The following is a 25,678-nucleotide window of genomic DNA, read 5'->3' as shown; positions in this document are numbered from 1 at the left end:
TGATCGATGGGTGGGACGGCGTCGGACTCCTCCTGGGACTTCTTCGTGTCCTTCACCCAGGCCGACCGGTTCGAGGCGGGCTGGATCGTCCGGGAGCTGAACGCGGCCGGGTACCGCGTCGCCCACCAGCACCTCCAGATCGTGCCCGGCAGCAACTGGCCCTCGTTCATCGTCGACGCCGCGCGCTGGTCCAAGCGGACCATCGGGGTGCTCTCACCGGCGTACGAGGAGAGCGAGATGACCCGCCTGGAGTGGGGCGAGGCCATGCGGCAGGACCCGCTGGGCGCCGAGCGCCGCCTCATTCCGGTGCGCATCAAGGACTTCACGCCGAGGACGCTGCTGGGCCAGTACCAGTACATCGACCTGGTCGGACTGGCCGAGGAGGAGATGCGTGCCTGTCTGCTGGACGGTCTCACGGCGGCCGTCAACGGTGAGTGGGACGTCAAGTCGGTGCCCTTCCGGATCCCGGCGGGACAGGTCACTGGCACACCGGTACAGACCCCCGCGAGCCTGCCGCCGCCCGTACCGGCCCTTCCCCCGCAGTACGTGGAGCGCGCCCCGCTCCTCACCGCCGTACGGGAACTGCTGCTGCCCGCGAGCGGGGCGGTGGTCGGGCTGGTCGGACTGGTGGGGATGGGCGGCTCGGGCAAGTCGACGCTGGCCCGTGCCGTCGCGGCGGACGCCGAGGTCCGCTCGGTCTTCGACGAGGTCCTGTGGGTGGAGACCGGCCCCGACGTGGAGCCGGTGGAGTGCCAGCTGCGGCTGTCCACGGCCCTCGGGGACAGCCGACCGGTGTCCGACGTGGCGTCCGGTCTGGAACGGCTGCGGGGGCTGGCCGCGGATGCGCCGCGTCTGGTCGTGGTCGACGACGTCTGGCGCCGGGAACAGCTGGACGCCCTCGACCTCACCGGCACCCCGTGCGTCCTGCTGGTCACCACGCGCGACCATGACGTACTCGCCCGGCGCGGACCGGTGTGCCCCGTCGAGCCGCTCGACCCCGGAGCGGGGCTGAGGATGCTCACGGCGTGGGCCGGTCGTCCTGCCGATGAGCTGCCATCGGAGGCCGTCGAGATCGTCGAGGCCTGCGGCGGTCTCGCGCTGGCGCTGGCCTCCGCGGGCGGGCTGGTCGCGGACGGCTGGAGCTGGGAGAGCGTACTGGCGCAGCTGCGGCAGGTGGATCTCGTACGGCTGCGGGCGGACTTCCCGGACTACCCGCAGCCGCATCTGATGGCGGCGCTCGACCTCAGCGTGTCAGCGCTCGGGGACGACCTGCGGCAGCGGTACCTGCGGCTGGCGGTCTTCGAGGGGCGGGCGCCGGTGCCCGTGGAGGTGGCGGGTCTGCTCTGGAGCTCCGAAGGATTCGCCGGGGGTGCCGGGGAGATCGAGGAGTCGTTCATCGCGCTCGCGCGGCGCTCGCTGCTCCAGTACGACTCCGCCACCCGTCATTTCACCCTGCACGACCTCCAGTTCGCCCATCTTCGGCATGCCGTCGAGGAGAGCGGCGGGGTACGTCGGCTGCACCACTGGCTGGCGGTGGCGTTGCTGGAGCGGTGGGGCGGTCTGGAACTGGGGCTGCCGGCCGCGGCGAGCGTCGACTTCGGTACCGATCCCGTCGACCGGTACGGTCTGGCGCATCTCGTGGGCCATCTGGCGAGCGCGGGCGACCACGACGACGTACACGCTCTGCTGGCCCTGGAGGGGCATCTGTTCACGGCCGTGGGCAGGTCACTGACGCCCAGCAACCTCTGGTTCGGAGTGCAGGAGCGGGTCGGTGAAACGGCGTCCTGGTTACGGGACTTGGCTGTGGCGCGCGGGCTCGCGGAGGAGGCGACGGACGGTCGGGCCGAGGGCGGCGCGGAGTCGATCGGTCTTGAGGTGCGGTACGCGCTGATGCGGGGTTCCGTGACGAGTGTGGCCGCCGACATTCCGTCGGACCTGCTGCCGGCTCTGGTGGAGCACGGGGTGTGGACGATCGACCAGGCGCTCGCGTACGCACGCGTCACGGCATCGCACTTCGACCGCACAGACGCGCTGATGGGTCTGCTGCCGATGCTGCCCGACGCCCGACGCGCCCGGCTCGCCCGGGAGATCGCCGCCGCGGCCGTGGAGCAGCCCGATGGCTTCCAGATGGGCGCGCTGAGCCGGTTGTCGGGCGAACTCACCGAAGAGCAGCACCGCGAGTTCGTCGCTCAGGCGCTGCGGCGGGTGCGCGCGAACGTCATCCGGTTCGACGACATGACACGGCAGACGGTGCTCTCCTCCCTCGCGAGACTGGTTCCGAGCGAACAGCGGGAGGAGGTGCTCGGCGAGGCGCTGGCAGCCGCCCGGCGCACGAACGCGTTCGGCGACCACGACGTGATCAACGAATCCGAGATTCTGACGGCCCTGGCCGAACACGCCACCGGGTCCCGCCGCAAGCAGCTGATCAGCGAGGCCCTCACCGCCACCCGGGCGATGGGCACCGGCGGACTGGTCTGCCACCGGCTGATCGAGATCGCCGCCCTGCAACAGGGAATCGCGCGCCACCGCACCCTGAGCCGGGCGTTGCGAGCGGCCCACAAGGAGGAATCCCTCGGCTGGCGCATCGACGCACTGGTGTCCCTGGCCGCGGAACTACCGGAGCCGCGACGCGATCGCCTGCTCTCGTCGGTGTTCGCCATGGCGCGCGACGACACGGAACGCACGGGTATGCAGCCTTGGTCCTCCCTGGTGCCGAAGCTGCCCGAGCATCTGCTTCCCGAGGCGCTGGAGGCCGTACGGGCGCTCGCCGCCCCAAATGACCGGTGCAGGGGCCTGCTGAGCCTGGAAAAGCGTGTGCCTCCGGCCGAACGTCCGACCGTCCTGGCCGAGGCGCTCGCCGCGGCCCGGGCGGTCCCACCGGTCCGGGGGCGGCGGGCCCTGTCCCTGTCCTACGTCGCCCCACGCCTCCCCCATGACCAGCGGCTGTCCGTCATCACCGAGGCGTTGAACTCGGCCCGCGCCATCGACGACCAGGCGGAACTCAGCCGCGCCTACGCCGCTCTGGCACACCATCTGCCGGCGCTCTCCGGCGACGAAGTGGCCGACCGGGCAGTCGCACTGGTCCACACACTCCCGCCGGACCAGCGGCTGCACAGCTTGCGCCGGCTCCTCCCCCATGTCGCCTCGCCCCGGTCTGTCAGGGTGGCCGAGGAGGTACTCACTCTCATCGCTACCGACACCTGGCCCGCCTTGGAGCTCGGTCATACCGCCGCCGACCTGCCGGAAGCGGTGGCCGACCGCGCGGTGCGCCTGGCACTGGACGTCGACGTCTCGGGCAACGAACACTCCCCGCATTACCGCGCCATGGCCCTGGCCCATCTCTGCGAACACCTTCCGGCCCACTCCATCCTTCCGGTCAGCCTTCAACTGCTGGGTCTGCACGGTGACTTGATGGTCCCGGCGCTACGGAAGCTGGCGTCACGCATGTCCGGGGAAGAACTCCATCAGACGATGGAGGCCGCCGAGACGCTGTACAACGACTACGGCCAGGCCAAAGTACTCCTCGCTCTCGCCCCTCAGTTGCCTGAGCCGGTGAGGCGAGAAGTGTTCCAGGACCTTCACCACTTCGCCCAGGACATCGACGACCCCCTGCTGCGCTGCCAGTTGACGATCCTCATCGCGTCCTGCCTGCCGGAGGCCGAGGCCCTGCCCGTCCTCGCCGACGCGCACGCCCAGGCACGCCTCGTCGCCGACGTGCAGGCACGCACAAAGGTGTTGACGGACATCGCCGAAGCGCTGCCCCCAGAGCGCCGGGCCGAGGTCTGCTACGAGGCACTGGCCGCGGCGAGTGCCGGTCACGCCGACGACATCCACCTCATGGGCCGGATCGCACGCGCCGCATCCCCCTCGGTCACTCCCGTCTGGCAGGACTTCTGGCGCCCGGCGCTGCATCGCGCGGCCGGTGTCAGCCGGGTCGAGGTCGCCCGTCAAGTTGCGGACGCCGCACGGGACATCGCCCGTCTGGGCACCGAGGCGACCCCGGCGTCCGTCGTGACGGCTCTGGACGATGTCGTCCGCTGGTGGCCGTGAGTACGGGCTTCACTCGGCGTTCCGGTTGATCTCGATCCTCCGCAGCGAGGGCACCAGCAGCGGCAGCAGCATCGCCAGCGCGGCCAGCCCGCCACCGGTGACGGCGACCGTCGCCGTTCCGAAGGCCGCGGCGAGGAAGGGCGTGGACAACTGGCCGACAGGGATGGGCACGAAGGACCAGAACTCGTCGTGGGCGCCGACCCGGGAGAGCAATCGCTCGGGGATGTGGGTGTTGTTGACGGTCTCCCATACGACGGTGAAGAACTCGGCGACCACCCCCGCCGCGAAGGACGCCGCCGCCAGCCAGAGGGTGTTCGCGCCGGCGCCGAGCAGGATCAGCGGGACGGCGCCCAACGCCATCGAGGCCAGCGCGGGTCCCATCGGCCGCCGTACCGTCAGCTTCACCATCACCACGCTCGCCAGCAGCGCCCCGGCGCCACGGGCGCTCAGCACCACGCCCCAGCCCGCGGCGCCGATCGTGTCGTAGGCGATCACCGGGCCCAGGATCTGCCAGACAGCCATATTGAGGGCGTTGTAGGCGGCGAAGGCGGTCGTGACGGACCAGATCCATGCGTGGGAACTGAAGTAGCCCCAGCCCTCCCGGAGTTCGCCGAGCATCGTCGGTGCGTCCTCGGCGCGTGGCGGGAGGTCGGGCAGGGACATCCGGGCGAAGCACGCCGCCGCCAGGAGGAAGGACGTGGCGTCCGCGGCGATCGCCCAGCCGCCGCCCACGGATGCGGTGAGCAGGCCGGCCGCCGTCGGGCCGAGGATCTTCGTGGTGTTCCTGACGGACGCCAGCAGGGAGCTGGCCCGCTGGATGCCGCGCCCTGTCGCGAGGTTGGCGACGATGCCGCGCAGTGCGGGCTTGGTCAGTCCCTGGAAGACGCCGCCCAGGGCGGCCGGAGCCAGCAGGAACGCCGGGTGCTGGTGGGTGAGGAGCAGGAGCGCGACGGCGGCCTGGGCGAGGCCGGCGCCCAGGCTGGTCAGGCGCAGGACGCTGTCGCGGCGGTGGCGGTCGGCGAGGGCGCCGCCGAGCAGGAGCGTGGCGACCGTCGGGACCAGGGCGGCCGTGGTGACCGCGGAGAGCCAGGCCGCGCTGCCGGTGACCTCCAGGACGCCGAAGGCGAGGGCGACGGGGGCCATGGCGCTGCCCGCCAGGGAGATCGACTGGCCGGCGAGGAACCACCGGAAGGGGGCGGATCGGAGCGGCTGCCGCTCGTGCGCCGTGCCGCCGTCTTCCGGTGGTTCACGGTCTCGGCTCTGCGGGGCGTCGGTTGCGGGCACAAGGGGTCACCGTGCCAGCGGTCTCGGGGCGCCTCAAGTGGTTTTCGCCGAGCGAACCGCCGCTCAGAGCGTCGGCGGGCCCGCCTCGACGCGGCGCAGTACCGGGGTCAGACGGTCCAGGTCGGGGCCGGTCTGGATCTGGCGTTCGTCCCACCAGGTGGCGCCGGCGTCGTGCAGCGGGCCGATCACGTCCTTGGCCTTGGCCGGGTCCAGGGGTGTGGCGCCGCCGAGCACGAACTCGTAGGGGTGGGCGGCATCGGCCGTACGGTGTTTGCTCACGTACGCCACCAGCTCCCGTACGTCCGCCGCGTCCGGGACGACCCCGTGCCGGGCTGTCTCGAACAGTGGCACGGCGCCGTCCCACTGTGCCGCTCGGCGCATGGGCCGGCGGCGGGGCCAGAAGCCGCCGATCCACACGGGTGGGCGGGGCCGCTGCACGGTGGCGGGCAGCAGGGTGACGTCCCGGACCTCGTAGTGGCCGCCGTGGTGGTTGACCGGCTCGCCGGACCAGTACCGGCCCAGCAGGTCGAGTCCCTCGTCCAGTCGCTCGGCGAGGACGTGCGGCTCGGCGGTGTCGCCGAAGCTGAGGTACTCGTCCTCGATCGGCCCGCCCAGGCCCGCCGCGAAGACGGCCCGGCCGCCGCTCATGTGGTCCAAGGTCGCCACCTGCCGGGCGAGTTGCTGCGGACGGTACCGGGGTACCGGTGTCAGCAGGGTGCCGAGCCGGATCCGTGTCGTCGCCAGCGCGGCCGCGGTGAGCAGCATCCACGGGTCGGCGAAGGGGCGCCCTTGGTGCCTTCTGTGCAGGACGTGGTCCCAGACGAACAGGCCGTCCCAGCCCACCTGTTCGGCGGCCACGGCCACCTTCGTGACGTTGCGGACGTCGGCGAAGTCACCGAAGTTGGGGATGTTGACGGAGAAACGCATCCCAGCAGGATGCGCAGCCGACTCCGGCAGGGCAACCGAATTCGGACCCACGCGGCTTCACACCGCCTCGGGGTCCGCTCCCTCCAGCTCCAGGCCCGCGAAGGCGAGGATGCCGGGGACCGCCGCGCGCAGGTCGGCGAAGTGGCGGTGCACACCGGTCACGGCCGTCGGGGTGTTGACGCCCCACACCGTCATACCGGCCCGCAGACCGGCCTGCACCCCGGACGGCGCGTCCTCGATGACCAGACAGTCCTCGGGCCGGGCCCCGAGCAGTTCGGCCGCCCGCAGATAGGGCACGGGGGACGGCTTCCCCTCCGTGACCGCGGCGGCGTCCACGACGAGGGGCGGTACCGGGAGTCCGGTACGGGCGAAGCGACCCCGTACGCGGTGTTCGTAGTTGGAGGTCACCAGCGCCCATGCTGTCGGGGGCAGGGAGTTCAGGAGGTCCGCGGCGCCGTCGAAGGCCGAGTAGGTGCCGGTGCGGACGTCGTCGTCCTCCAGTTCGTGCAGGGCGGCCAGGCAGTCGTGCGGGTCCTGCTCCGGGGCGACCTGGGCGAAGGTCTCGACCGGGCGGGTGCGGAGGGCCACCTGGTAGACCTCCACCGGGTCCAGTCCGTGGCGGAGCGCCCATGTCTCCCAGACCCGGCGCTGGTTGGCCACGGCGTCGATCAGTGTGCCGTCGACGTCGAAGAGGACGTACTTGGTGGGGTGGGGGCGCGTGTAGTGGCTGGTCACGTCGTGATCATGCCAGACGGAGTCGTGCAGGTCATGGCAAGATCCGCAGGCATGAGCATGGAAGTACAGGCATGAGCAGGGAAGCAGCGGATCGGCCCGTCGCGCTGGTCACGGGGTCGACGTCGGGCATCGGGGAGGCCGTCGCGCGTCGGCTGGCGGCGGACGGGATGCGGGTCGTCGTGCACTCGCGGCGGAGCGCGGAGGCCGGTGAGGCGCTGGCGGCGGAGCTCGGCGGGGGGTACGTGCGGGCCGATCTGGGGGTGGAGGAGGAGGCCCGCGGGTTGGTGGAGGCGGTGCTCGGGCGGTACGGGCGGCTGGACGTGCTGGTCAACAACGCGGGGATCAGCTGGCCGATCCCGCACGTCGATCTGGCCGCGGCGACTCCGGCGGACTGGCGGCAGGTGCTGGAGGTGAACCTGATCGCCCCGTGGGTGCTGTGCACGGCGGCGCTTCCGGCGCTGCGCGCGGCCCCCGCGGGCGGCAGCGTCGTCAATATCACCAGCCATGCCGGGGTGCGGCCCAAGGGCTCGTCGGTGCCGTATGCCGCGAGCAAGGCGGCGCTCAACCATGTGACCCGGCTGCTCGCGGCCGCGCTCGCCCCCGACGTCCGGGTCAACGCGATCGCCCCCGGTCTGGTCGACACGCCCATGACCAAGGACTGGACCCAGGCGCACGAACTGTGGCGGGACCGCGCACCCATGGGCCGCCCCGCGCAGCCCTCCGATGTCGCGGACCTCGTCGCGTCGGTCATCGGCTCCACCTATCTGACCGGCGAGGTCATCCTCCTCGACGGCGGGCTCAATCTGACCTGAGGACCCGCTTCTCCGAGCCGTCGGGCGGCAGGCTCCCGTCGTCGTTGCCGCCGCGTTTCGCCCTCCGCGGCGGCACAGTGGAGGTATGACTGCGGACGACAGGAACATGCTGGCCAGGGGGCGCGTGGCGACCAGGCTTCCCGCCCAGGACCTGGACCGGGCCCGGCGTTTCCAGGCCGAGCGGCTGGGTCCGGAGCCCGTCGACGAGCGGCCCGGCGGGCTGCTGTACCGGTCCGGCGGCTTCACGCAGATGGGGTGGGAGGTCGAGGACGTCCGCTGAGCGGACCGGGGTGCTAGTTGCCGTCGCCGCCGCTGTCGCTCTGATCGCCGCCGCCGCTGCTCCGCCGCTTTCCCGAGCTGCTCACCACCTGGCCGAGCCCGATCGTCACGGCCGCCACGACGCGAACCCAGCGCGGGCCGCCGCGCTCCGCCCATACGACGCAGACGCATCCGCCGATGGCGAGCAGCACGACGCCGATCAGCACCACGGTCACCATGTTCGCTCCACCCCTGTGTTCCTACAGCTCGGGTGATCATCTCAGATCAAGTGGGCCGGGCAAACCATCCGTTCGACCTGTCGGACATTGTTCGAAACCTCTTGACGGTGTGCCGCACCCCGTTTGACACTCTCGCAACACGACGTCACACAGCCGAAACGGCGGGGTGTCCACGGCCGCGGTCCCCCGTCAACGGCCTTCTCCGCCATGCCTTTTCCCTCTCCCTCCCCCGTCAGCCATGCCTCAGCAGGGAAACCCCACATGACGTATTTCGCACGTCCGCGCACCCGCGCGAGACGCGGGGCGGGCCGTCTCACCGGCCTGACCGTCGCGTCGCTGTTCCTGGGACTCGCCGCGCCCCTCGTCCCCGCGCAGGCGGCGGACTCCGCGGACCTCACCGACGGACTGGCCCTCTGGTACAGACTCGACGGCTCCTCCGGCACCACCGTCACCGACGCCTCCGGCAACGGCCGTGACGGCACGGTGGTCGGGACCGCCGGCTGGACGGGCGACGGCCAGGGCCTCGCGTTCAACGGTTCGGACACCTATGTGAAGGTGCCGAACGACGTCATGAAGGGCATGGACTCGATCAGCGTCTCCCTGGACGTGCTGATGGACGAGTCGCAGACCACCCCGTACTTCCTCTACGGCTTCGGCAACACCAGCAGTGGCACGGGCAACGGCTACCTCTTCACCACCGGCAACTCACTGCGCACCGCGGTCGCTTCCGGCAACTGGTCGACCGAGCAGAACACCCGGCCCGCCGACTCGCACAACCTGACCCGCTCGGTGTGGAAGCAGCTCACCTACACCCAGACCGGCACCACAGGGGTGTTGTACGAGGACGGCATGGAGGTCGGCCGCAACACCTCGGTCACCATCACTCCGGGGTCGATCGGTTCGGGCACCACGACCGCCAACTACATAGGCAAGTCCGTCTACACCAGCGACAAGCTCTTCAAGGGCAAGATCCGCGACTTCCGGGTCTACGACCGCGCCCTCGCCGCCTCCGAGGTCGAGCAGCTCTCGCTCCCCGTGGCCGAGCAGGGCGTCGCCGACGACAAGGCGGCCCTCACCCTGGGCGACACCAGCGCGGTGACCGCCGATCTGACCCTGCCGAAGACCGGCACCGCCGGCGGCTCCGCCATCAGCTGGAAGAGCGACAACACCGACGTGGTCTCCGACTCCGGCGCGGTGACCCGCCCCGCGGCCGGCGAACCGGACGGCCACGCCACGCTGACGGCGACCCTGAAGAAGGGCTCGGTCACCGACACCAAGACCTTCGACATCACGGTCCTGCCCGCCTTCGACGACCAGACCGCCGCCGAACGCGCCGCCGAGGCCCTCACCGTCCACAACCTGGACGACGTACGCGGCAACCTCACCCTCCCGGCCGACGGCGACTACGGCACCGAGGTCGCCTGGTCCTCCGCCGACGCCGACGTCGTCTCCGCCGAGGGCGTGGTCCACCGTCCCGCGCACGGCGACGGCGCCACCACCGTCGAACTCACCGCCACCGTCACCAAGGGCGACGCGAAGGCGACCCGCGTCTTCACCGCGAAGGTCCCCGAACTGCCCGCGAAGGAAGCCCTCAAGGGCTACATGTTCAGCTACTTCACCGGCGAGGGCACCTCGGACGGCGAGCAGCTGTACGCCGCGCTCAGCAAGGGCAACGACCCGTTGAAGTGGCGGGAGTTGAACGACGGCAAGCCGGTCCTGACGTCCACGCTCGGCGAGAAGGGCCTGCGCGACCCGTTCATCATCCGCTCCCCCGAGGGCGACAAGTTCTACCAGATCGCCACCGACCTGAGGATCTACGGCAACGGCGACTGGGACGCCGCCCAGCGCTCCGGCAGCAAGTCCATCATGGTGTGGGAGTCCACCGACCTGGTGCACTGGACGAACCAGCGGCTGGTGAAGGTCTCCCCCGACAGCGCGGGCAACACCTGGGCGCCGGAGGCGTACTACGACTCCGGGCTCGGTGAGTACGTGGTCTTCTGGGCGTCGAAGCTGTACGACAACGAGGCGCACTCCGGCGACACCTACAACCGCATGATGTACTCGACCACCCGCGACTTCTACACCTTCAGCGAGCCCAAGGTCTGGATCGACCGCGGCTACTCGGTCATCGACTCCACGATGATCCAGCACGACGGCACCTACTACCGGCTGTCGAAGGACGAGCGGAACAACACCTCCTCCACGCCCAACAGCAAGTTCATCTTCGAGGAGAAGAGCGACTCGATCCTCAACCCGTCCTGGACCGCGGTCGCGGAGGGCATCGGCAAGGGCGCGATGAGCGCCGCCGAGGGGCCGTTGGTGTTCAAGTCGAACACCGAGGAGAAGTGGTACGCGTTCCTCGACGAGTTCGGCGGCCGCGGCTACCTCCCCTTCGAGACGACCGACCTCGGCTCCGGTGTCTGGACCCCGTCCACCTCCTACGACCTGCCGGCCCGGCCCCGCCACGGCACCGTGCTGCCGGTCACCCAGGCCGAGTACGACCGGCTGCTGCGCGCCTACCAGCCCGACCAGCTGGTGGAGAGCGTCGAGGACGTGACGGTGAAGACCAAGACCGGTCAGGCACCGGTGCTTCCCGCCACCGTGATCGCCACGTACGCCGACGGCGTCAAGCGCCCCGTCGCCGTCACCTGGGACGACGTGGCGGAGTCGCAGTACGCCCAGCCCGGCACCTTCACCGTGACCGGCGGTCTGCCGGACGGCACCGCGATCCCGGTCCGGGCCGAGATCACCGTCTCGGAGGAGGGCCCGGACGTCCCGGCGGATCTGCTCCTGCACTACGACTTCGACGAGACCGGCGGCAACATCGCCCGTGACTCCAGCGGCCACGGCAACCACGGCACCTACGTCCGTACGCCCGACTTCGGCACCGGCGTCGAGGGCGGCTCGTTCAAGATGTCCGGCGACTCCTCGACGTCCCCGTACGTCAAGATCCCGAACGGCGTCCTGAAGAACACCGACAGCGTGACCGTGTCGATGTACGCCAAGTGGCAGGGCGGCAGCAGCTTCCAGTGGCTGTTCGGGCTCGGCCCGGACAGCAACAAGTACCTGTTCGCCACGCCGTCCAACGGCGGCAGCAGCCTCTACTCGGCGATCACGAAGGCGAGTTGGTCGGCGGAGTCGAAGCTGACGGCGGGCTCGCAGCTCACGCCCGGCGAGTGGCGGCATGTCACCGTCACCCTCGACGGCTCGACCGGGACCATGGTCCTCTACGTCGACGGCGTCGAGGCGGCCCGCACGACGACCGGCATCAAGCCGTCCGAACTGTACGACGCCGCCAAGGACTACAGCGGCTACATCGGCCGCTCCCTGTACTCGGCCGACCCCTACTTCGGCGGCGAGGTCGACGACTTCCGCATCTACGGCCGGGCCCTGTCGGCAGCGGAGGTCATGGAGCTCAGCGGCAACACGGCGGGCATCGCCAAGGCGACCGAGTCCAGGCTGAAGGTCGACGCCATCGTCGACAACGCGGACAGCAAGATCACCCTGCCGATGAAGGAAGGCACCGATCTCACCGCGCTGGCACCGGAGTTCACCCTCGCCCACGGCGCGGCGATCAGCCCGGCCTCGGGCAGCGTCCAGGACTTCAGCAAGCCCGTGACGTACGAAGTGACGGGATCCGACGGCAAGAAGCGCACCTGGACCGTCTCCGCGCTCGTCATGAAGAGCCCGGTGCTGCCGGGGCTCAACGCCGACCCGAACATCGTGCGCTTCGGCGACACCTTCTACCTCTACCCGACCACCGACGGCTTCGAGGGCTGGAGCGGCACGCAGTTCAAGGCGTACTCCTCCACCGACCTGGTCCACTGGAAGGACCACGGCGTCATCCTCGACCTCGGCCCCGACGTGTCCTGGGCGGACAGCAGGGCCTGGGCGCCGACGATCGCCGAGAAGGACGGCAAGTACTACTTCTACTTCTGCGCCGACGCCAACATCGGGGTCGCGGTCTCGGACTCCCCGACGGGTCCGTTCAAGGACGCCCTCGGTCAACCGCTGCTCAAGGCGGGCCAGTTGAGCGGCCAGATGATCGACCCGGCGGTCTTCACGGACGACGACGGGCAGTCGTATCTCTACTGGGGCAACGGGCACGCGTACGTGGCCCCGTTGAACGACGACATGACGTCCCTGGACGCCACGAAGATCAAGGACATCACCCCCAGCGGCTACAACGAGGGCTCCTTCGTCGTGAAGCGCAAGGGGACCTACTACTTCATGTGGTCGGAGAACGACACCCGCGACGAGAACTACCGCGTCGCGTACGCCACCGGCTCCTCCCCCACCGGCCCGTGGACCAAGCGGGGCGTGATCCTGGAGAAGGACCTCTCCCTCGGCATCAAGGGTCCCGGCCACCACTCCGTCGTGCACGTGCCGGGCACCGACGACTGGTACATCGCCTACCACCGGTTCGCGATCCCCGGTGGCGACGGCACCCATCGTGAAACGACCATCGACAAGCTGGAGTTCGACGCGGACGGCCTGATCAAGAAGGTCGTGCCGACGCTGACCAGCATCGACCCGGTGACCATCGTGCACGCCGGCCCCGACACCAAGGGCACCGAGGGCGCGGCGATCCGGCTGGAGGGCACGCTCTCCGGGGCGGGCCCCGCGCAGTGGACGGCCGAAGAGGGCGCGCCCTGCGCCTTCGCCGACGCCTCCGCCGCGAGCACGACGCTCACCTGCACCGACGACGGCACCTACGAGGTGACCCTCACCGGCGGCCGCAGCAGCGACACGGCGACCGTAGAGATCGCCAACGCGGCGCCGGTATTGGGCTCCGTCACGGGGCCGAAGTCGCCGGTGTCGGTCGGCCAGCGGGCGGTCGTCACCGCCGGGTTCAGCGACCCGGGCACGAGTGACAGCCACACCTGTGCGGTCGACTGGAAGGACGGCACCGCGCCCTCGGCGGGGACCGTCACCGCGACCGGCTGCCGGGCCGAACACACCTACCGCAAGGCGGGCATCCGGCACCCGGTGATCACCGTCACCGACGACGAGGGCGCCTCGGACAGCGAGACGCTCCCCGAGCTGATCGTCTACGACCGCTCCGCCGGACCCGCGCTCGGCACCGGTGTCCTCACCTCCCCGGCCGGGGCCTACCCCGCCAAGCCGGAGCTGACCGGCAAGGCCGGCTTCTTCTTCACCGCGTTCTACGGGAAGACGGCCACGGTTCCCACCGGCCAGGTGTCCTTCGACTTCGGCCCCGCCCGGCTGAAGTTCCGCTCCACCGGCTCCGACTGGCTCGTGGTCACCGGCAACCAGGCCGTGTACCAGGGGTCCGGCACGGTCAACGGCAGCGACGGCTACCGCTTCCGGATCACGGCCACCGAAGCCCCGGACACCTTCCGCATCAGGATCTGGAAGACGTCCGGCGGTGATGTCGTCTACGACAACACCGCCGGCTCCAAGATCACCGGCAAGGTCACGATCGGCACCCACTAGGTGCACGCATGAGGGAGCGCCTGGGGGCTGTGTCCCCAGGCGCTCCGTCGTGCGGAGGCGTCAAGCGGAGGCGTCAGCCCACCGCCTTCTTCACCAGTTCACCGATCCGGGCCTCGACGTCGGCGGTCAGCTCGGTGAGGGCGAAGGCGGTGGCCCACATGGCGCCGTCGTCGAGGTTCGCGAGGTCGTTGAAGCCGAGGGTGGCGTACCTCGCCTTGAACTTCTGCGCGCTCTGGAAGAAGCAGACGACCTTGCCGTTACTGGCGTACGCCGGCATGCCGTACCAGAGCTTGGGCGTCAGTTCGGGCGCGTTGGCCCTGACGATGGCGTGGACGCGTTCGGCGAGGACGCGGTCCGCCTCCTCCATCTCGGCGATCTTCGCGAGCACCTCGCTCTCCGTGTCCGGCTTGGCCGCACGCGCACCGCGCCGTGCGGCCGCCTTGAGTTCCTGGGCGCGTTCCTTCATCGCGCCCCGCTCCTCGTCGGTGAAGCCGTCGTACTTCTCACCGGTGGCGGTGCTGCTCTTGCCGGAGGCCTGAGTGCCCATGGCGGGATTCCTCTCCTGTACGACGTGCTCGGCGGGAACACTTCCAGGTTAGGGAGCCGGGGCGGCCGTGGCTTCTCCGAAACTGACCGGATGTCGTCAGCGGGCGCCGATGAGGTGGTCCGCGACCCAGCGGGCGACGCCCGCGGGGTAGGGCGCGGGCAGGCCGAGGACGATGTGCCGGAAGCCGGCGTCGCTCGCTTCGGCGATGGCCCGGCGTGTGGTGCTCGGGCTGTCGTAGGAGACGGCGAGATGGATGGAGCGGGTGAGGGTGGCGGGGTCGCGGCCGATCTCGGCGCAGTAGCGGTCGAGGAGTGCGCTGCGGCGGACGGCGTCGTCGAGGTCGCCGCCCGGGATGTTCCACAGGTCGGCGTGTTCGGCGGCCACGCGCAGGGTCGCCGCGGCGCGGCCGCCGACGAGGATCGGCGGGTGCGGGCGCTGGACGGGTTTGGGGTGGGCGAGGGCTCCGGTGAGGCGGACGTGGGTGCCGTGGAAGTCGAAGGGTTTCTCCTCGGTCCACAGCCGCCGGATCACCGTGCACGCCTCGGCGAGGCTTTCGACGGCGTGGGCGGTGTCGTGGAAGGGCAGGCCGTGTGCCGGGTATTCGCGGTGTGCCTCGGGCGGGCTGGGGCGTGAGCCGACGCCGATGCCGAAGTCGAGGCGTCCGCCGGAGACGATGTCGACGGTGGTGGCGATCTTGGCGAGCATCGCGGGCGGCCGGAAGCGGTTGCTGGTGACCAGCAGGCCGAGGCGCAGTCGCCGGGTCTGGGCGGCGAGGGCCGACAGGAGTGTCCAGCCCTCGTGGACGGGGCCGTGGGGGTCGCCGCCGATCGGCATGAGGTGGTCGAAGAGCCAGGCGTGCTCGATCTCCGGGATCTCGTCCGCCTCGCGCCAGACCTGTAGGACCTCCTCATAGGTCACGTGCATGGGGGCGGTCATGATGCCGAAGCTGGTCCGCTGCCGGGTGGTGGGTGTCATGGGGTCCTTCTCGGGGTCCTTCTGTCCTGGTCAGCGGCGGCGCAGTGTCGCGTCGAGGAGCGAGGGCGGGGTGTCGTACTTCTCGTGGGCGGCCAGGTCGGTGCCGGGGGCGACGATCGCGTCGACGGCGTCGAGCACATCGGCGCCGAGCACGGTGTCGGCGGCGGCGAGCTGGGTGTGCAGATGGTCGAAGGTGCGGGGGCCGATGAGGGCACTGGTCACGGCGGGGTGGGCGGTGACGAAGCCGAGGGCGAGCTGGATCATCGTCAGGCCGGCCTCGTCGGCGACCTTCGCGAGCTGCTCGACGGCTTCGAGGCGGGCGCGGTTGGCAGGAAGGGTCATGTCGAAGCGGTCCGGCATGAAGGCGGAGCGGCTGGTGGTGACGGGGCGGTCCGCGCGGACGGCGCCGGACAGCCAGCCCGAGGCCAGCGGGCTCCACACCAGTACGCCGAGCCCGTACTGCTCGGTCACGGGCAGGACGTGGGTCTCAATGCCGCGCTGGAGGAGGGAGTAGCTGGGCTGCTCGGTGACATAGCGGCTCAAGTGGTGCTCACGGGCCGCCCATTGGGCCTCGACGATGCGGTGGGCGGGGAAGGTGGAGGAGCCGAAGTAGCGGATCTTTCCGGCGCGTTGCAGGTCGGTCAGGGCCGACAGGGTCTCCTCGTCGCTGGTGTTCGGGTCCCAGCGGTGGACCTGGTAGAGGTCGACATGGTCGACGCCGAGCCGGCGCAGGCTGTCGTCCAGTGCGGTGACCAGCCAACGGCGGGAACTGCCCTGGTGGTTGCGCTCATCGCTCATCGGCATGGTCGCCTTCGTGGCCAGCACGATGTCGTCGCGGCGGCCGGCGATGGCCTTGCCGACGAATTCCTCCGACTCGCCGCGGCTGTACATGTCGGCGGTGTCGATGAGGTTGATGCCGGCCTCCAGTGCGGCGTCGACGAGGGCGGTGGCCTCGTCCTGGGTGGTGCGCCCGATGGCGCCGAAGTTCATCGCGCCGAGCGCGAGAGTGCTGACCTGCACACCGGTGCGGCCCAGGGTTCGGTACTGCATGAGCGTGGTCCTCCATCGTGGAAGAGGTGGGATCGGAGGGCGTGAAAGCGCGTGAATTGGTCGCCGAGCCGCCGCTCTGGCATCATGAGCGAAGCGGAACGACGTTCCGGTTAAGACGATACGGAACAGTGTTCCGTTTTTGCAAGCACGGCTTTTGTCGGCATGCCGGTGGAGGGAGCGACGCTGTGAACGACGGCGACGTGGGCGCGGGGCGCTCGGCCCGGCCCAAGAGGACGGACGCCCGGCGCAACGAGGAGGCGCTGCTCGACGCGGCCGCCGCGGTCTTCGTCGAGTCGGGCGTGGACGCTCCGGTGCGCGCGATCGCCGCAAAGGCCGGGGTCGGGATGGGCACGATCTACCGCCACTTCCCGACCCGGGCGGACCTGATCATCGCGGTCTACCGGCACCAGGTCGACGCCTGCGCCGAGGCCGGACCGGCCCTGCTCGCCACCACCGCCACGCCCTACGCCGCGCTGGGGCGGTGGATCGACCTGTTCGTCGACTTCCTGGTCACCAAGCACGGCCTCGCCGGCGTACTCCAGTCCGACAGCACCGGCTTCGACACCCTGCACGCCTACTTCCTCGACCGGCTCGTACCGGTGTGCGGCGAGCTGCTCGACGCGGCGGCCGCGGCGGGTGAGGTGCGGGGCGACCTGGAGCCCTATGCGCTGATGCGGGGCGTGGGGAACCTCTGCATCGGCGCGGACAGCGATCCCCGGTACGACGCGCGGCGGCTGGTGGAACTCCTCGTCGCGGGGCTGCGCCTGCCGAAGTGATCGTCCGCGCGAGGGTTGGGAGGGGCTCCAAGTAGGCTGCCGTACAAGTGTGTTGACGGAAGGGAGCCCCAGCACCATGACGGACGGCCTCAGCCCTCGCCAGATCCTGGCCCGTTACCAGCAGGCGATGCTCGACAAGTCCGCGGACGATCTCGCCGATCTGTACGCGGTCGACGCCGTCCACGAGTTCCCGTTTCTGTTTCCCGGCGTGCCCCCGCGTTATCAGGGGCGCGAGGAGGTCCGCGCGGGCTACCGGGCGTCCTGGGGCGCGAGTCCGGCGCAGCCGCGCGACATCCGTACCGTCGCCGTGCACGAGAGCACCGACACCGAGACCGACGCCGAGGTGCTCACCGTGGAGCAGGTCGTCACCGGGACGGTGGCCACGACCGGGCGGGCGTTCAGCATCCCCGGGCTCCTGGTCATCCGGGTCCGGGACGGCCGGATCGTCCATGTCCGCGACTACATGGACGGGCTCGGCGTCGCCCGTGACATGGGGCGGCTGGAGGCGGTGGTCGCCGCGCTCGGCGAGCCGCGCTGAACCGCGCTGAATCGCCATGAATCACGTTGAACGCGGACTTGCCCCCGACCTACGGTGTACGGGTGAGTGACGTGAGCCACGAGGCGTACTGCGGCGAAATCAGTTCCAGGACCGACGAGTTGCGGGCCGCCGTGCGCTCCGCCGCGGCGGGTCCGGCGGGCACTCCCGTCCCCGCGTGTCCCGGCTGGACCCTCACCGAGCTCGCCCGGCACGTCGGCGGGACGCATCGCTGGGCGGCTCGGATCGTCGGCACGCGGGCGACCGGGCCCGTCCCCCACGACATGGTCGACGACGTCTTCTCCCCCGGCCCCGAGACCCCGGACGCGCTGGACGCCTGGCTCGCCGAGGGTGCCGCGGAGCTGACCGGGGCCCTGCGCGAGGCCGGTCCCGACGCCCCGCTGTGGACGGTGGCCCCGGGCGGCACCGCCGCTTTCTGGGCCCGCCGGATGACCCACGAGACGACCCTGCACGCCGCCGACGGAGCCTTCGCCACGGGCGCCCCCTTCGCCGTACGCGAGGACCTGGCCCGTGACGCCCTGGACGAGTGGATGGGCTTCGGCGCCCTGCCACGGGTGCTGGAGGCCGCCGGGCCCGACGCACCGCCGCTCACCGGTCCGGGCCGGACCTTGCATCTGCACGCCACCGACGCGGCCGACGCCGAGTGGCTGGTGGACCTCACGGACGTGCCGGTCACCTGGAGCCACGCCCATGAGAAAGCCGCGGTGGCGGTACGGGCCCCGCTCTCCGACCTCGTGCTGCTGCTCTACGGCCGCCGTACCCCGGCCGACGCGTCCGTCGAGGTGTTCGGGGACACGGATCTGCTGGCGCTGTGGCTGGAGCGGTCCGGTTTCTGGCTGCGCAAGTAGGCGAGATGTCGCACGTGTTCAGTTGTCCGGTACCGCGAACTCCACCCACAGCGGGTAGTGGTCGGAGATGTGCCAGGAGAGGTCGTTCAGGGTCCGGTCGCCCTTGAGCTCGGGCACGAAGTCGATGTTGCCGCCCGTCCGGGCCTCCAGGGTGAGCACCGGGCGGTGTTGCTGGCCCTTGGTGAACCAGGCGATCTGGTCGTAGAAGTGCTCGGCGCCCGGGTCGTCGAAGATCGTGCGCGGCAGGGCCGCGAGCGGCGGTGCGGGGACCAGGCCGGTGGAGGTGAACGCCTCGAACAGGGGGTCGTCGGCGTGGTCGATGTTGAAGTCGCCGAGTGCGATCAGGTTGTGGTCCCAGCCGAACTCCCGCTCCGCCCAGCTCGCCAGCCACTCGGCGATCGCCCGCAGTTCCGGCACCCGGTCCGCCGCCTGGTCGCCGAACAGGACGTGCAGGGTGACCAGCGTGAACGTCTGGCCTTGGGAGAAGAAGCTGACCGCGTACGGAGTACGGGCGAACTGCCGCTCCAGACCGGCCTCGGGGACACCCGCGTCCTCCTCGATCGGCACCACCAGTTCGCAGGCGAGGCCGGAGGGCTTCACCCTGCGGGTGTCGAACAGGAACGCCAGCCGTTCGCTGTTGCCCGCCTTCCCCCGGGTCACGTCGGTGAGGATGAACGCCCAGTCCTCACCGAGGACTTTCAGCAGATAGCGCAGGGCCCGCAGGTTGCCGCGCACCTCCTGCACGGCGACGACGTCGAAGCGGCTGACCGCCGACGCGATCAGGTGGATGTCGGTGAAGTTCCGCTTCGGCGAGACACCTTCGGGCGTCTTCCAGGCCTTGGTGAGATCGGAGAAGGCGCGCAGGTTCCAGGTGGCGATGAGGAGGTTGGCGCCGTTGTCCTTCGCCGGTACGAGGTCGTCGAGGAACGCGTTCCAGTGCTCCAGCTTGGTCACCACGGACTGGGGTGGCGCAAAGATGTCGGCTTCGGCGGGCACGGGTCCTCCTGGGGGCCGGGGCGGGGCGTCTTTCGAAACCCCGGGATTCGAGACTCCGGGATTCGAGACTCCGAGATCGCCTGCGGCGGGGCAAGCACCCGTTCCGGTGACGTGGCCGGTCGTCACGGTCACAGCGCCACCAGTCGCCCGCTGCGCCCTTGCAGACGTACCGCCGCGAGCCCCGCGCACAGGAGCGCCACCGTCAGGAGGGTCGCGCAGGCGGTCGCCGTGGTGCGGGTGTCGCCGTCGAGGGCGGCGTGCAGGCCGTGGACGGCCCAGTAGCCGGGGGACGCCGGGGCCACGGCGGCGACCCAGGCGGGCAGGACGCTCAGCGGGACGAGGGCGCCGCCGAGGCTGCTCAGGAGCATGCCGCCGATGTCGAAGGCGGCGGAGAGCTCGCCCATGCTGCGCACCAGGACGCCGATCAGGGTGCCGAGGGCGAGGAGGGTGGCGGTCCAGGTGAGCAGGACCGCCAGCAGGAGGAAGGGGTGCGCGAGGGGCAGGCCGAAGACGCCGACGCCGAACCCGATGATGAGGAGTTGCTGGGCGAGCAGGGCCGCGAAGACGGGGATGGCCTTGCCGGCGAGGAGTTCCGCGGGACGCAGCGGTGTGCCGCGCAGTCGGTCCCAGGTGCGGCCGAGGCGTTCCGTGAGGATCGCGTTGCCGGAGATGCTCAGGGCGAGCAGCGAGAAGGTGACCAGGGTGCCGAGGACGGCCTGTTCGGTGCCGGCGACCGGGCCCTGGGCGGCCAGGTAGAGCGGGCGCAGCAGGGTGAGAAAGACGAGCGGGAGGATCATCCGGCTGAGCAGCGGGCCGGGTTCACGGAGCATCAGCAGTGCGTTGTGGCGCACCAGGACGCCGATGCGGGCGGCGGACTCACGCGGCGGCTTCACGGGGCTCCGCATCCTTTCCGAGAGCTGCGCTCTCCATGGCGTGGTAGAGGTCGTCGAGGCTGGGGCGGCGGATGTCGACGGACGCCGGTGTGCGGCCGGAGGCCAGCAGGGCGGCGAGGTCGGCGCCTGGGTCCGTGGTCGGCAGCCGCAGGGCCGGTTCGGCGGGGTCGGTGAAGGTGACTCTCAGCTCGCCGGGCAGATGGCGGGTGAGCTCCTGCCGGCTGCCCCGCGCGATGATCCGGCCCGCACGGGCGAGCGCCAACGTGGCGTCGAGGTCGACGAGTTCCGGCAGATAGTGCGTCGTGTAGACGACGGCGGCACCCGCCTCGGCGCGGGCCCTGACAGCGGCGAGCAGAGCCGAACGGGTCTCCGGGTCGGCTCCCGCGGTCGGTTCGTCGAGCAGGAGCAGCGGCGGAGAGCCCACGAGGGCGGTGGCCGCCTGGACACGGCGGCGCTGCCCGCCGGAGAGAACACCCACCGGCCGGTCCGCCACGCCGGTCAGGTGCAGCTCATCGAGGACACGGACGATCTCGGCGTCCCGCCGCCTCCCCCTCAGACCCGCGAGCCCGGCGAACAGCCGCAGGTTCTCCCGGGCGCTGACCGTGCCGTACAACGCCAGTTCCTGAGGTGCCACTCCGACGAGCCGCCGCGCGGCCCGGGCGGCGCGCAGTGCGTCGAGCGAGCCGATGCGGACACGGCCCGCGTCAGGACGTACGAGACCTGTGACGACCTCGACGAACGTGGTCTTCCCGGCGCCGTTGTGCCCGATCAGGCCGACGATCTCGCCGGGCTCGACCGCCAGGTCGAAGCCGTCGAGCGCGCGGCTCGGACCGTAGCGCTTCACCAGGCCTTCTGCCAGCAGCATCGTTCCCCCTCTGTCTCCACGCCATTGCCTCCACACCCATGTCTACGATGTACACGTCTACGGCGTATACGTCTACACTGTAGACCCATGAGTGGCAGACGGGAAGAGATCCTGGACGCGGCCCTGGCCATCGCGGACGAGCGCGGCCTCGAAGCCGTCTCCATGCGCGCCCTGGCCGACCGGGTCGGCGTGACGCCGATGGCGCTGTACCGGCATGTCAAGGACAAGGGGGCGCTGCTGGACGGCATGGTCGGGCGGCTGCTCGCCGCGCTGCTGCCGGGCGACACCGCGCGCGGCCTGGCCTGGGACGAACGGCTCGTCGCGCTCGGGCGTGCCTGCCGCGAGGTGACGCAGCGCCACCCGTGGGCCGCGCAGCTGCTCTTCTCCCGGCCCGCCGTGACGCCCGACGCCGTCCGCGCGGTGGACATCATCTACACCGCGCTCCTCGACGCCGGGGTCCCCGAGGCCCAAGTCCCCCGCCTCGAACGCCTCGTCAGCACCTTCGTCATCGGCTTCGCCGCCTCCGAGGCCTCGGGCCGCTTCGCCCCCGGCACGGAGGATCCCCGCAGCCGCCGCGGCCGCCTCCCCGAGGCCGAACTCCCCGGGCACGCGAGGCTCGCGCCCTGGCTCGACCTGCCGGTGGATCTCAGCGCCGAGTTCGAGGCGGATTTGGACGACATCCGGCGGCTCGTGGAGGCGGTGGCGAAGCGGGCGGACTGACGGCCGGAGCGGCGGACGCGGGCGGGCGGAAGGGTCGACGGTCCGGCTGCCGGGCCGGTTCGCCGCATCGGGTGCACGCGCGCCGGGCCGATGGGCAAGATGGCTCCATGACGAAATCAGCCGTAGCGTCGGCGCACCGCGATTCCGGTGGCTCGTTCCTGTCCCTGTGGTCGCAGGACTCGGTGCTGTCGATCGGCTCCGTGGGATCGGTGTTGTCCATCGGGTCGGTCGGCTCCGCCCTGTCCGTAGGGTCGATCGGCAGCGCGCTGTCCGTCGGATCGATCGGGTCCGCGCTGTCGCTGATCTCGTTCGGCTCGTGGCTGAGCACGGGGTCGGTCCTGTCCGCGCAGTCGCGGTGGTCGATGCTGTCGTGGCGCTCCTCGCGCGCCCTCCGCTCGGTCGGGGTGGTGGGTGCGGCGGGCGTGGCCGCGGTGGTGCTGGCGCAGCGCACGCGGCCGGAGGGACGGGGCTGACGCCGCCCGGGCGCGGCAACTCACCGCCGTTCGCCCGCACTTGACGCGGTTCGACGCTGCCAAGGGCAGGACCTCAGACCGTCAGCTCCGTCCGCGGCGGCCCCGTTGAGTGGGGGTCGTGGCGGATGTACCACTCCGTGGACAGCAACTGTGCGCGGTCGTACGGCGGGAGGGCGGCGATGACTCCCGGGGCCGCTCCTCTCCGCACCTCGGTGCGGTGCGCCAGGACGGCGGCGGTCTTCTGCTCCAGCCAGGGGCCGACGTCGACCGTGGCGGCGATCCACTCGTCGGGAACGCTGTGCAGGGCCTTGCCCGTCGAGGCCCAGTACCCGCCCCAGCCGCGTAAGGCGGAGTGCGGGTGCGTGGCGAGATAGAGGGCGCCGGGCTGCCAGGGCTCACCGGCGTCCGGGTAGAGCCGTTCCAGGCCCGCGGCCTGAAATGCGAGCGTGGTGACGCGGTGGGTGTGCACGTGATCCGGGTGCCCGGTCAGGCCGCCGTACGCATCGTGGGTGACCACGACGTCCGGGCGGAACTCCCGGATGTGCGCGACCAGTTCACGGACCAGTTCGTCGAGCGGCGCGTCGCAGAACCGTGCCCTGCCCGGCGCCGAGTGCGGGGCGCGCGCGTCGGCGTGGCCGAGCATCCGCGGTGCCCCGGCGCCCAGGATCGGCAGCGCCTCGGCCAGCTCCGCCGCGCGCGGGGTGTCCGGGGCCCAGGTCGCCGTGACGACCGCGGTACGGGCACCCGCGGAGGCGTGCCGGGCGAGGACGCCGCCTGCCGCCAGGGACTCGTCGTCGGGGTGCGCGAAGACGGCGAGCAGGTCCGGCGGGGGCACGGGGCGTCACCTCGGATCAGGAACAGGAACAGGAACAGGCAGGAGCAGGCGGAATCAGACCGGACGAGGTCGGACCGGTCGGGCATGGCTGCCGCCTGCGCCGGAGGCTACTTGTTGTGGATGATCTGGATCAGGTTGCCGCAGGTGTCGTCCAGTACGGCGAAGATGACCGGGCCCGCCTCGACCGGCTCCTGGGTGAAGCGCACGCCGAGCTCGCGCAGCCGGGCGTACTCCGCGTGCACGTCGTCCACGGCGAAGGCGGTGGCCGGGATGCCGTCCCGGACCAGTGCCGTCTTGTACGGCTGCACCGCGGGATGACCGGAGGGCTCCAGCACCAGTTCGGTGCCGTCGGGGTCCTCGGGCGACACCACGGTCAGCCACCGGTCCTCCCCCAGCGGGACGTCGTGCTTCTTCACGAAGCCCAGCACGTCCGTGTAGAAGCGCAGGGCCGTCTCCTGGTCGTCCACGAAGACGCTGGACAGATGGATCCTCATCGATGCTCTCCGGTACGTCGGGCCTGAGCCGCCGCGGCTCGAGAGGCTCAGGGCGTTCGGTGTTCAGGTCGCGCGGCCGACGGACAGGGCCGACCGGCACCTCGAAGACATCCTCCGCCAAGACCGACCGGATCGCAGACGATCGCCCCGGACACGCGGGCTCAGGGGGCGACCCCGTCGTGCTCCTGCCATGCGCGCGGCCAGTTGCCGGACGGGGGCGGAGGTCCGGCCACGCCCAGCTCGCGTCGGGCGCAGACGTAGAACGCGTCGCGCCGCCCGCTCACCCGCCACGAGTCGCGGACCCATCCCTCGGCGTCCTGCCGCCGCTCCCGCACATGCAGCATCATCGTCCAGATCGCCTCGTGCCAGGACCGTGCGGCGGCCACCGTCTCCGCGTCGCCGACGAGCAGCACGGACTCCCACAGCGTGGCCCGGCGTGCTTCGCCGTCGGCCAGGAGCCGCAGTCCTTCATCAGGCTCCAGCGGGTCCACCACGTCCGGGTAACCCAGCGCCGCCCCGATGCGCTGAGTGATCCAGATCTGCTCCTTGAGCGCGTTCCCGTAGCCGGCGTACACCTCGAACTTCTTCTCGTGCCAGCGCTCGGCCTGCACGCGACGCCATCGCGTCCGTTCGGTGAGCGCCGAGGCCGCGTACGAGGCCACCGCGCCCACCACCACGCCCAGCAGTGTGGCCCACTGGTCCATCGACGTGCTCCCCCTTCTGCGGTGCCGGTTACCGTTTGCCGGTTCAGGCGGACTTGCGGGCCACGCCTCCGTAGAAGCCGATCTGTTCGGATCCCGGCGGGGGCGGGCTGTCCGGGCGCCAGAACGGGGCCTGGGACAGGCCGGGGGTGATGAGGTCGAAGCCGTTGAAGAAGCGCTCGATCTCGGTGCGGGAGCGCAGGTTGAGGGTGGCGGTGGCCTTGTTGTAGACGGCCTGGGCCGCGGTGCGGTCGGCGAAGTCGCCGGTGGCGTGGGAGAGGACGAGGAAGCTGCCGGGCGCGAGCGCGTCGCGCAAGGTCGCGATGGTCTCCTCGGGCTTCTCCGCGTCGGTCAGGAAGTGGACGATGGCGACGAGGAGGAGGGCGACGGGTTCGTCGAAGTCGATGATCCGGCGGATGTCGGGGTGCTCCACGATCGCCCGCGGGTCCCGCAGATCGCCGAGCACGATGCTGGTCGCTCCCTCGCTGCTGAGGAGGGCGTCGCCGTGTGACTTGACGATCGGATCGTTGTCGACGTACGCGACGCGCACGTCCGGCGCCGCGTCCAGTGCGATCTCGTGGACGTTCGGCGAGGTGGGCAGGCCGGTGCCGATGTCGAGGATCTGCCGGATGCCGCCCTCGGTGACGACGTGACGGACCGCGCGCCGCAGGAAGGCGCGGTTGGCGCGCAGGCCTATCCGTACTTCCGGCGCGGCGGCGGCGAGTTCGTCGCCGGCTCGCTGGTCGACCTCGTAGTTGTCCTTGCCGCCCAGCAGATAGTCGTAGATCCGAGCGGGGTGCGGTCTGCTGGTGTCGATCTCCTCGGAACGCACGCCGTCCGCTGTCACCCTCTGCTCCTCTCGCCGCGATCACCGTGATCCCCTGGAGACAGCTTCGCACATCAACTGCCCCTGTTCAGACAGCAGTTCGTTCGCTTCGGGCGAGGTGCTCAGGGGTTCCCGTCGCGGGCCGCGCGGGCTCCCGCCTTCGTCATGCCGGCGACCACCAGGTGGTGGAAGGGACGGATGAGGTTGAAGTCGACCGTCAGCGGCGGGTGCGGTGACGACGGCGAGGTAGCCGGTGAGGTGAGTGTCGGCCGCTTCGAGGACGAGGTAGTGGTCGGTAGCGGCGGCGACGGTGAAGAAGGAGACATTGCCGCCGATGGTGAAGGGGATCTCCTCGGCACGC

General features: G+C 70.9%; 22 protein-coding genes and 1 pseudogene. 9 read left to right on the top strand and 14 right to left on the bottom strand.

Features of this window, described 5'->3' with window-relative positions:
* The first annotated feature begins 6 nt into the window (after nucleotides 1–6).
* Complete coding sequence (locus ABZ928_RS37470) at nucleotides 7–4,050, top strand: TIR domain-containing protein (protein WP_361528762.1); 4,044 nt, start codon at nucleotides 7–9, stop codon at nucleotides 4,048–4,050.
* Nucleotides 4,051–4,059: 9 nt separating this feature from the next.
* Here the strand turns inward: ABZ928_RS37470 and ABZ928_RS37465 are convergent, their stop codons facing one another.
* From ABZ928_RS37465 to ABZ928_RS37455, 3 genes are all read right to left on the bottom strand, one after another.
* Nucleotides 4,060–5,334 (bottom strand): MFS transporter, encoded by a 1,275-nt coding sequence (locus ABZ928_RS37465; RefSeq protein ID WP_361528760.1) that lies wholly within the window; start codon nucleotides 5,332–5,334, stop codon nucleotides 4,060–4,062.
* Nucleotides 5,335–5,397: 63 nt separating this feature from the next.
* Nucleotides 5,398–6,261 (bottom strand): LLM class flavin-dependent oxidoreductase, encoded by an 864-nt coding sequence (locus ABZ928_RS37460; protein ID WP_361528758.1) that lies wholly within the window; start codon nucleotides 6,259–6,261, stop codon nucleotides 5,398–5,400.
* Nucleotides 6,262–6,318: 57 nt separating this feature from the next.
* Nucleotides 6,319–6,996 carry an HAD-IA family hydrolase gene (locus ABZ928_RS37455; RefSeq protein WP_361528756.1) on the bottom strand — a complete coding sequence of 226 codons (678 nt, stop codon included), beginning with the start codon at nucleotides 6,994–6,996 and terminating at the stop codon, nucleotides 6,319–6,321.
* Nucleotides 6,997–7,067: 71 nt separating this feature from the next.
* Between ABZ928_RS37455 and ABZ928_RS37450 the strand changes: the two genes are divergently transcribed.
* The gene (locus ABZ928_RS37450) at nucleotides 7,068–7,808 is read left to right on the top strand and encodes an SDR family oxidoreductase (protein WP_361528754.1); all 741 of its coding nucleotides are present in this window, start codon (nucleotides 7,068–7,070) and stop codon (nucleotides 7,806–7,808) included.
* An 85-nt stretch (nucleotides 7,809–7,893) separates the two neighbouring features.
* Nucleotides 7,894–8,049, top strand: a pseudogene (locus ABZ928_RS37445) (VOC family protein); the annotation flags it as partial.
* 52 nt (nucleotides 8,050–8,101) lie between these two features.
* Here the strand turns inward: ABZ928_RS37445 and ABZ928_RS37440 are convergent.
* Nucleotides 8,102–8,305: a hypothetical protein gene (locus tag ABZ928_RS37440; RefSeq protein ID WP_361528752.1), complete on the bottom strand. Its 204-nt coding sequence runs from the start codon at nucleotides 8,303–8,305 to the stop codon at nucleotides 8,102–8,104.
* A 261-nt stretch (nucleotides 8,306–8,566) separates the two neighbouring features.
* On the opposite strand from ABZ928_RS37440, the gene ABZ928_RS37435 reads away from it, so the two are divergent.
* Nucleotides 8,567–13,762 (top strand): family 43 glycosylhydrolase, encoded by a 5,196-nt coding sequence (locus ABZ928_RS37435; RefSeq protein WP_361528750.1) that lies wholly within the window; start codon nucleotides 8,567–8,569, stop codon nucleotides 13,760–13,762.
* A 73-nt stretch (nucleotides 13,763–13,835) separates the two neighbouring features.
* Here ABZ928_RS37435 and ABZ928_RS37430 read toward each other — a convergent pair whose 3' ends face one another.
* The 3 genes from ABZ928_RS37430 to ABZ928_RS37420 form a co-directional block, all read right to left on the bottom strand.
* Nucleotides 13,836–14,309 carry a DUF1801 domain-containing protein gene (locus ABZ928_RS37430; protein WP_361528748.1) on the bottom strand — a complete coding sequence of 158 codons (474 nt, stop codon included), beginning with the start codon at nucleotides 14,307–14,309 and terminating at the stop codon, nucleotides 13,836–13,838.
* A gap of 96 nt (nucleotides 14,310–14,405) precedes the next feature.
* Nucleotides 14,406–15,284, bottom strand: a complete 879-nt coding sequence (locus tag ABZ928_RS37425; protein WP_361528746.1) for an LLM class flavin-dependent oxidoreductase — start codon at nucleotides 15,282–15,284, stop codon at nucleotides 14,406–14,408.
* A gap of 30 nt (nucleotides 15,285–15,314) precedes the next feature.
* On the bottom strand, nucleotides 15,315–16,334 hold the full coding sequence (locus ABZ928_RS37420; protein WP_361528744.1) for an aldo/keto reductase: 1,020 nt from the start codon (nucleotides 16,332–16,334) through the stop codon (nucleotides 15,315–15,317).
* Between the two features lie 185 nt (nucleotides 16,335–16,519).
* Here ABZ928_RS37420 and ABZ928_RS37415 point away from each other — a divergent pair, with 185 nt between their 5' ends.
* The 3 genes from ABZ928_RS37415 (at nucleotide 16,520) to ABZ928_RS37405 (ending at nucleotide 18,514) form a co-directional block, all read left to right on the top strand.
* The gene (locus ABZ928_RS37415; protein ID WP_361528742.1) at nucleotides 16,520–17,110 is read left to right on the top strand and encodes a TetR/AcrR family transcriptional regulator; all 591 of its coding nucleotides are present in this window, start codon (nucleotides 16,520–16,522) and stop codon (nucleotides 17,108–17,110) included.
* A gap of 76 nt (nucleotides 17,111–17,186) precedes the next feature.
* Nucleotides 17,187–17,648, top strand: a complete 462-nt coding sequence (locus ABZ928_RS37410; protein WP_361528740.1) for a nuclear transport factor 2 family protein — start codon at nucleotides 17,187–17,189, stop codon at nucleotides 17,646–17,648.
* 62 nt (nucleotides 17,649–17,710) lie between these two features.
* A complete protein-coding gene (locus tag ABZ928_RS37405; protein ID WP_361528738.1) occupies nucleotides 17,711–18,514 on the top strand; it encodes a maleylpyruvate isomerase family mycothiol-dependent enzyme in 804 nt (267 codons plus the stop codon).
* 18 nt (nucleotides 18,515–18,532) lie between these two features.
* On the opposite strand, the gene ABZ928_RS37400 is transcribed toward ABZ928_RS37405, so the two are convergent.
* From ABZ928_RS37400 to ABZ928_RS37390, 3 genes are all read right to left on the bottom strand, one after another.
* Nucleotides 18,533–19,510, bottom strand: a complete 978-nt coding sequence (locus ABZ928_RS37400) for an endonuclease/exonuclease/phosphatase family protein (RefSeq protein WP_361528736.1) — start codon at nucleotides 19,508–19,510, stop codon at nucleotides 18,533–18,535.
* Between the two features lie 128 nt (nucleotides 19,511–19,638).
* Nucleotides 19,639–20,403: an ABC transporter permease gene (locus ABZ928_RS37395; protein WP_361528734.1), complete on the bottom strand. Its 765-nt coding sequence runs from the start codon at nucleotides 20,401–20,403 to the stop codon at nucleotides 19,639–19,641.
* Nucleotides 20,387–21,268: an ABC transporter ATP-binding protein gene (locus tag ABZ928_RS37390; protein WP_361528732.1), complete on the bottom strand. Its 882-nt coding sequence runs from the start codon at nucleotides 21,266–21,268 to the stop codon at nucleotides 20,387–20,389. The genes ABZ928_RS37395 and ABZ928_RS37390 overlap by 17 nt, the downstream gene beginning before the upstream one ends.
* 87 nt (nucleotides 21,269–21,355) lie before the next feature.
* On the opposite strand from ABZ928_RS37390, the gene ABZ928_RS37385 reads away from it, so the two are divergent.
* The gene (locus tag ABZ928_RS37385; RefSeq protein ID WP_361528730.1) at nucleotides 21,356–21,988 is read left to right on the top strand and encodes a TetR/AcrR family transcriptional regulator; all 633 of its coding nucleotides are present in this window, start codon (nucleotides 21,356–21,358) and stop codon (nucleotides 21,986–21,988) included.
* A 107-nt stretch (nucleotides 21,989–22,095) separates the two neighbouring features.
* Nucleotides 22,096–22,461 (top strand): hypothetical protein, encoded by a 366-nt coding sequence (locus tag ABZ928_RS37380; protein WP_361528728.1) that lies wholly within the window; start codon nucleotides 22,096–22,098, stop codon nucleotides 22,459–22,461.
* Nucleotides 22,462–22,534: 73 nt separating this feature from the next.
* Here the strand turns inward: ABZ928_RS37380 and ABZ928_RS37375 are convergent, their stop codons facing one another.
* From ABZ928_RS37375 to ABZ928_RS37360, 4 genes are all read right to left on the bottom strand, one after another.
* Entirely contained in the window at nucleotides 22,535–23,296 is a 762-nt protein-coding gene (locus tag ABZ928_RS37375; RefSeq protein ID WP_361528726.1) for a PIG-L family deacetylase, read from the bottom strand.
* Nucleotides 23,297–23,403: 107 nt separating this feature from the next.
* Entirely contained in the window at nucleotides 23,404–23,790 is a 387-nt protein-coding gene (locus ABZ928_RS37370; RefSeq protein WP_361528724.1) for a VOC family protein, read from the bottom strand.
* Nucleotides 23,791–23,951: 161 nt separating this feature from the next.
* The gene (locus ABZ928_RS37365; RefSeq protein WP_361528722.1) at nucleotides 23,952–24,494 is read right to left on the bottom strand and encodes a hypothetical protein; all 543 of its coding nucleotides are present in this window, start codon (nucleotides 24,492–24,494) and stop codon (nucleotides 23,952–23,954) included.
* Between the two features lie 43 nt (nucleotides 24,495–24,537).
* Nucleotides 24,538–25,338: an SAM-dependent methyltransferase gene (locus ABZ928_RS37360; protein WP_361528720.1), complete on the bottom strand. Its 801-nt coding sequence runs from the start codon at nucleotides 25,336–25,338 to the stop codon at nucleotides 24,538–24,540.
* Nucleotides 25,339–25,678 lie beyond the last annotated feature (340 nt).

The sequence above is a fragment of the Streptomyces sp. NPDC046909 genome (genome assembly GCF_040644695.1).
Lineage (GTDB): Bacteria > Actinomycetota > Actinomycetes > Streptomycetales > Streptomycetaceae > Streptomyces.
The sequence above is the reverse complement of the archived record's forward strand: the minus strand, read 5'-3'. Positions and strand labels throughout refer to the sequence as shown.

Excerpts from the sequence above, each read along its gene's own strand:
- ABZ928_RS37430 (WP_361528748.1), bottom strand. The coding sequence starts at position 14,309 with ATGGGCACTCAGGCCTCCGGCAAGAGCAGCACCGCCACCGGTGAGAAG.
- ABZ928_RS37440 (WP_361528752.1), bottom strand. The coding sequence starts at position 8,305 with ATGGTGACCGTGGTGCTGATCGGCGTCGTGCTGCTCGCCATCGGCGGA.
- ABZ928_RS37460 (WP_361528758.1), bottom strand. The coding sequence starts at position 6,261 with ATGCGTTTCTCCGTCAACATCCCCAACTTCGGTGACTTCGCCGACGTC.
- ABZ928_RS37450 (WP_361528754.1), top strand. The coding sequence starts at position 7,068 with ATGAGCAGGGAAGCAGCGGATCGGCCCGTCGCGCTGGTCACGGGGTCG.
- ABZ928_RS37380 (WP_361528728.1), top strand. The coding sequence starts at position 22,096 with ATGACGAAATCAGCCGTAGCGTCGGCGCACCGCGATTCCGGTGGCTCG.
- ABZ928_RS37390 (WP_361528732.1), bottom strand. The coding sequence starts at position 21,268 with ATGCTGCTGGCAGAAGGCCTGGTGAAGCGCTACGGTCCGAGCCGCGCG.
- ABZ928_RS37385 (WP_361528730.1), top strand. The coding sequence starts at position 21,356 with ATGAGTGGCAGACGGGAAGAGATCCTGGACGCGGCCCTGGCCATCGCG.
- ABZ928_RS37470 (WP_361528762.1), top strand. The coding sequence starts at position 7 with ATGGGTGGGACGGCGTCGGACTCCTCCTGGGACTTCTTCGTGTCCTTC.
- ABZ928_RS37365 (WP_361528722.1), bottom strand. The coding sequence starts at position 24,494 with ATGGACCAGTGGGCCACACTGCTGGGCGTGGTGGTGGGCGCGGTGGCC.
- ABZ928_RS37370 (WP_361528724.1), bottom strand. The coding sequence starts at position 23,790 with ATGAGGATCCATCTGTCCAGCGTCTTCGTGGACGACCAGGAGACGGCC.
- ABZ928_RS37410 (WP_361528740.1), top strand. The coding sequence starts at position 17,187 with ATGACGGACGGCCTCAGCCCTCGCCAGATCCTGGCCCGTTACCAGCAG.
- ABZ928_RS37435 (WP_361528750.1), top strand. The coding sequence starts at position 8,567 with ATGACGTATTTCGCACGTCCGCGCACCCGCGCGAGACGCGGGGCGGGC.
- ABZ928_RS37420 (WP_361528744.1), bottom strand. The coding sequence starts at position 16,334 with ATGCAGTACCGAACCCTGGGCCGCACCGGTGTGCAGGTCAGCACTCTC.
- ABZ928_RS37425 (WP_361528746.1), bottom strand. The coding sequence starts at position 15,284 with ATGACACCCACCACCCGGCAGCGGACCAGCTTCGGCATCATGACCGCC.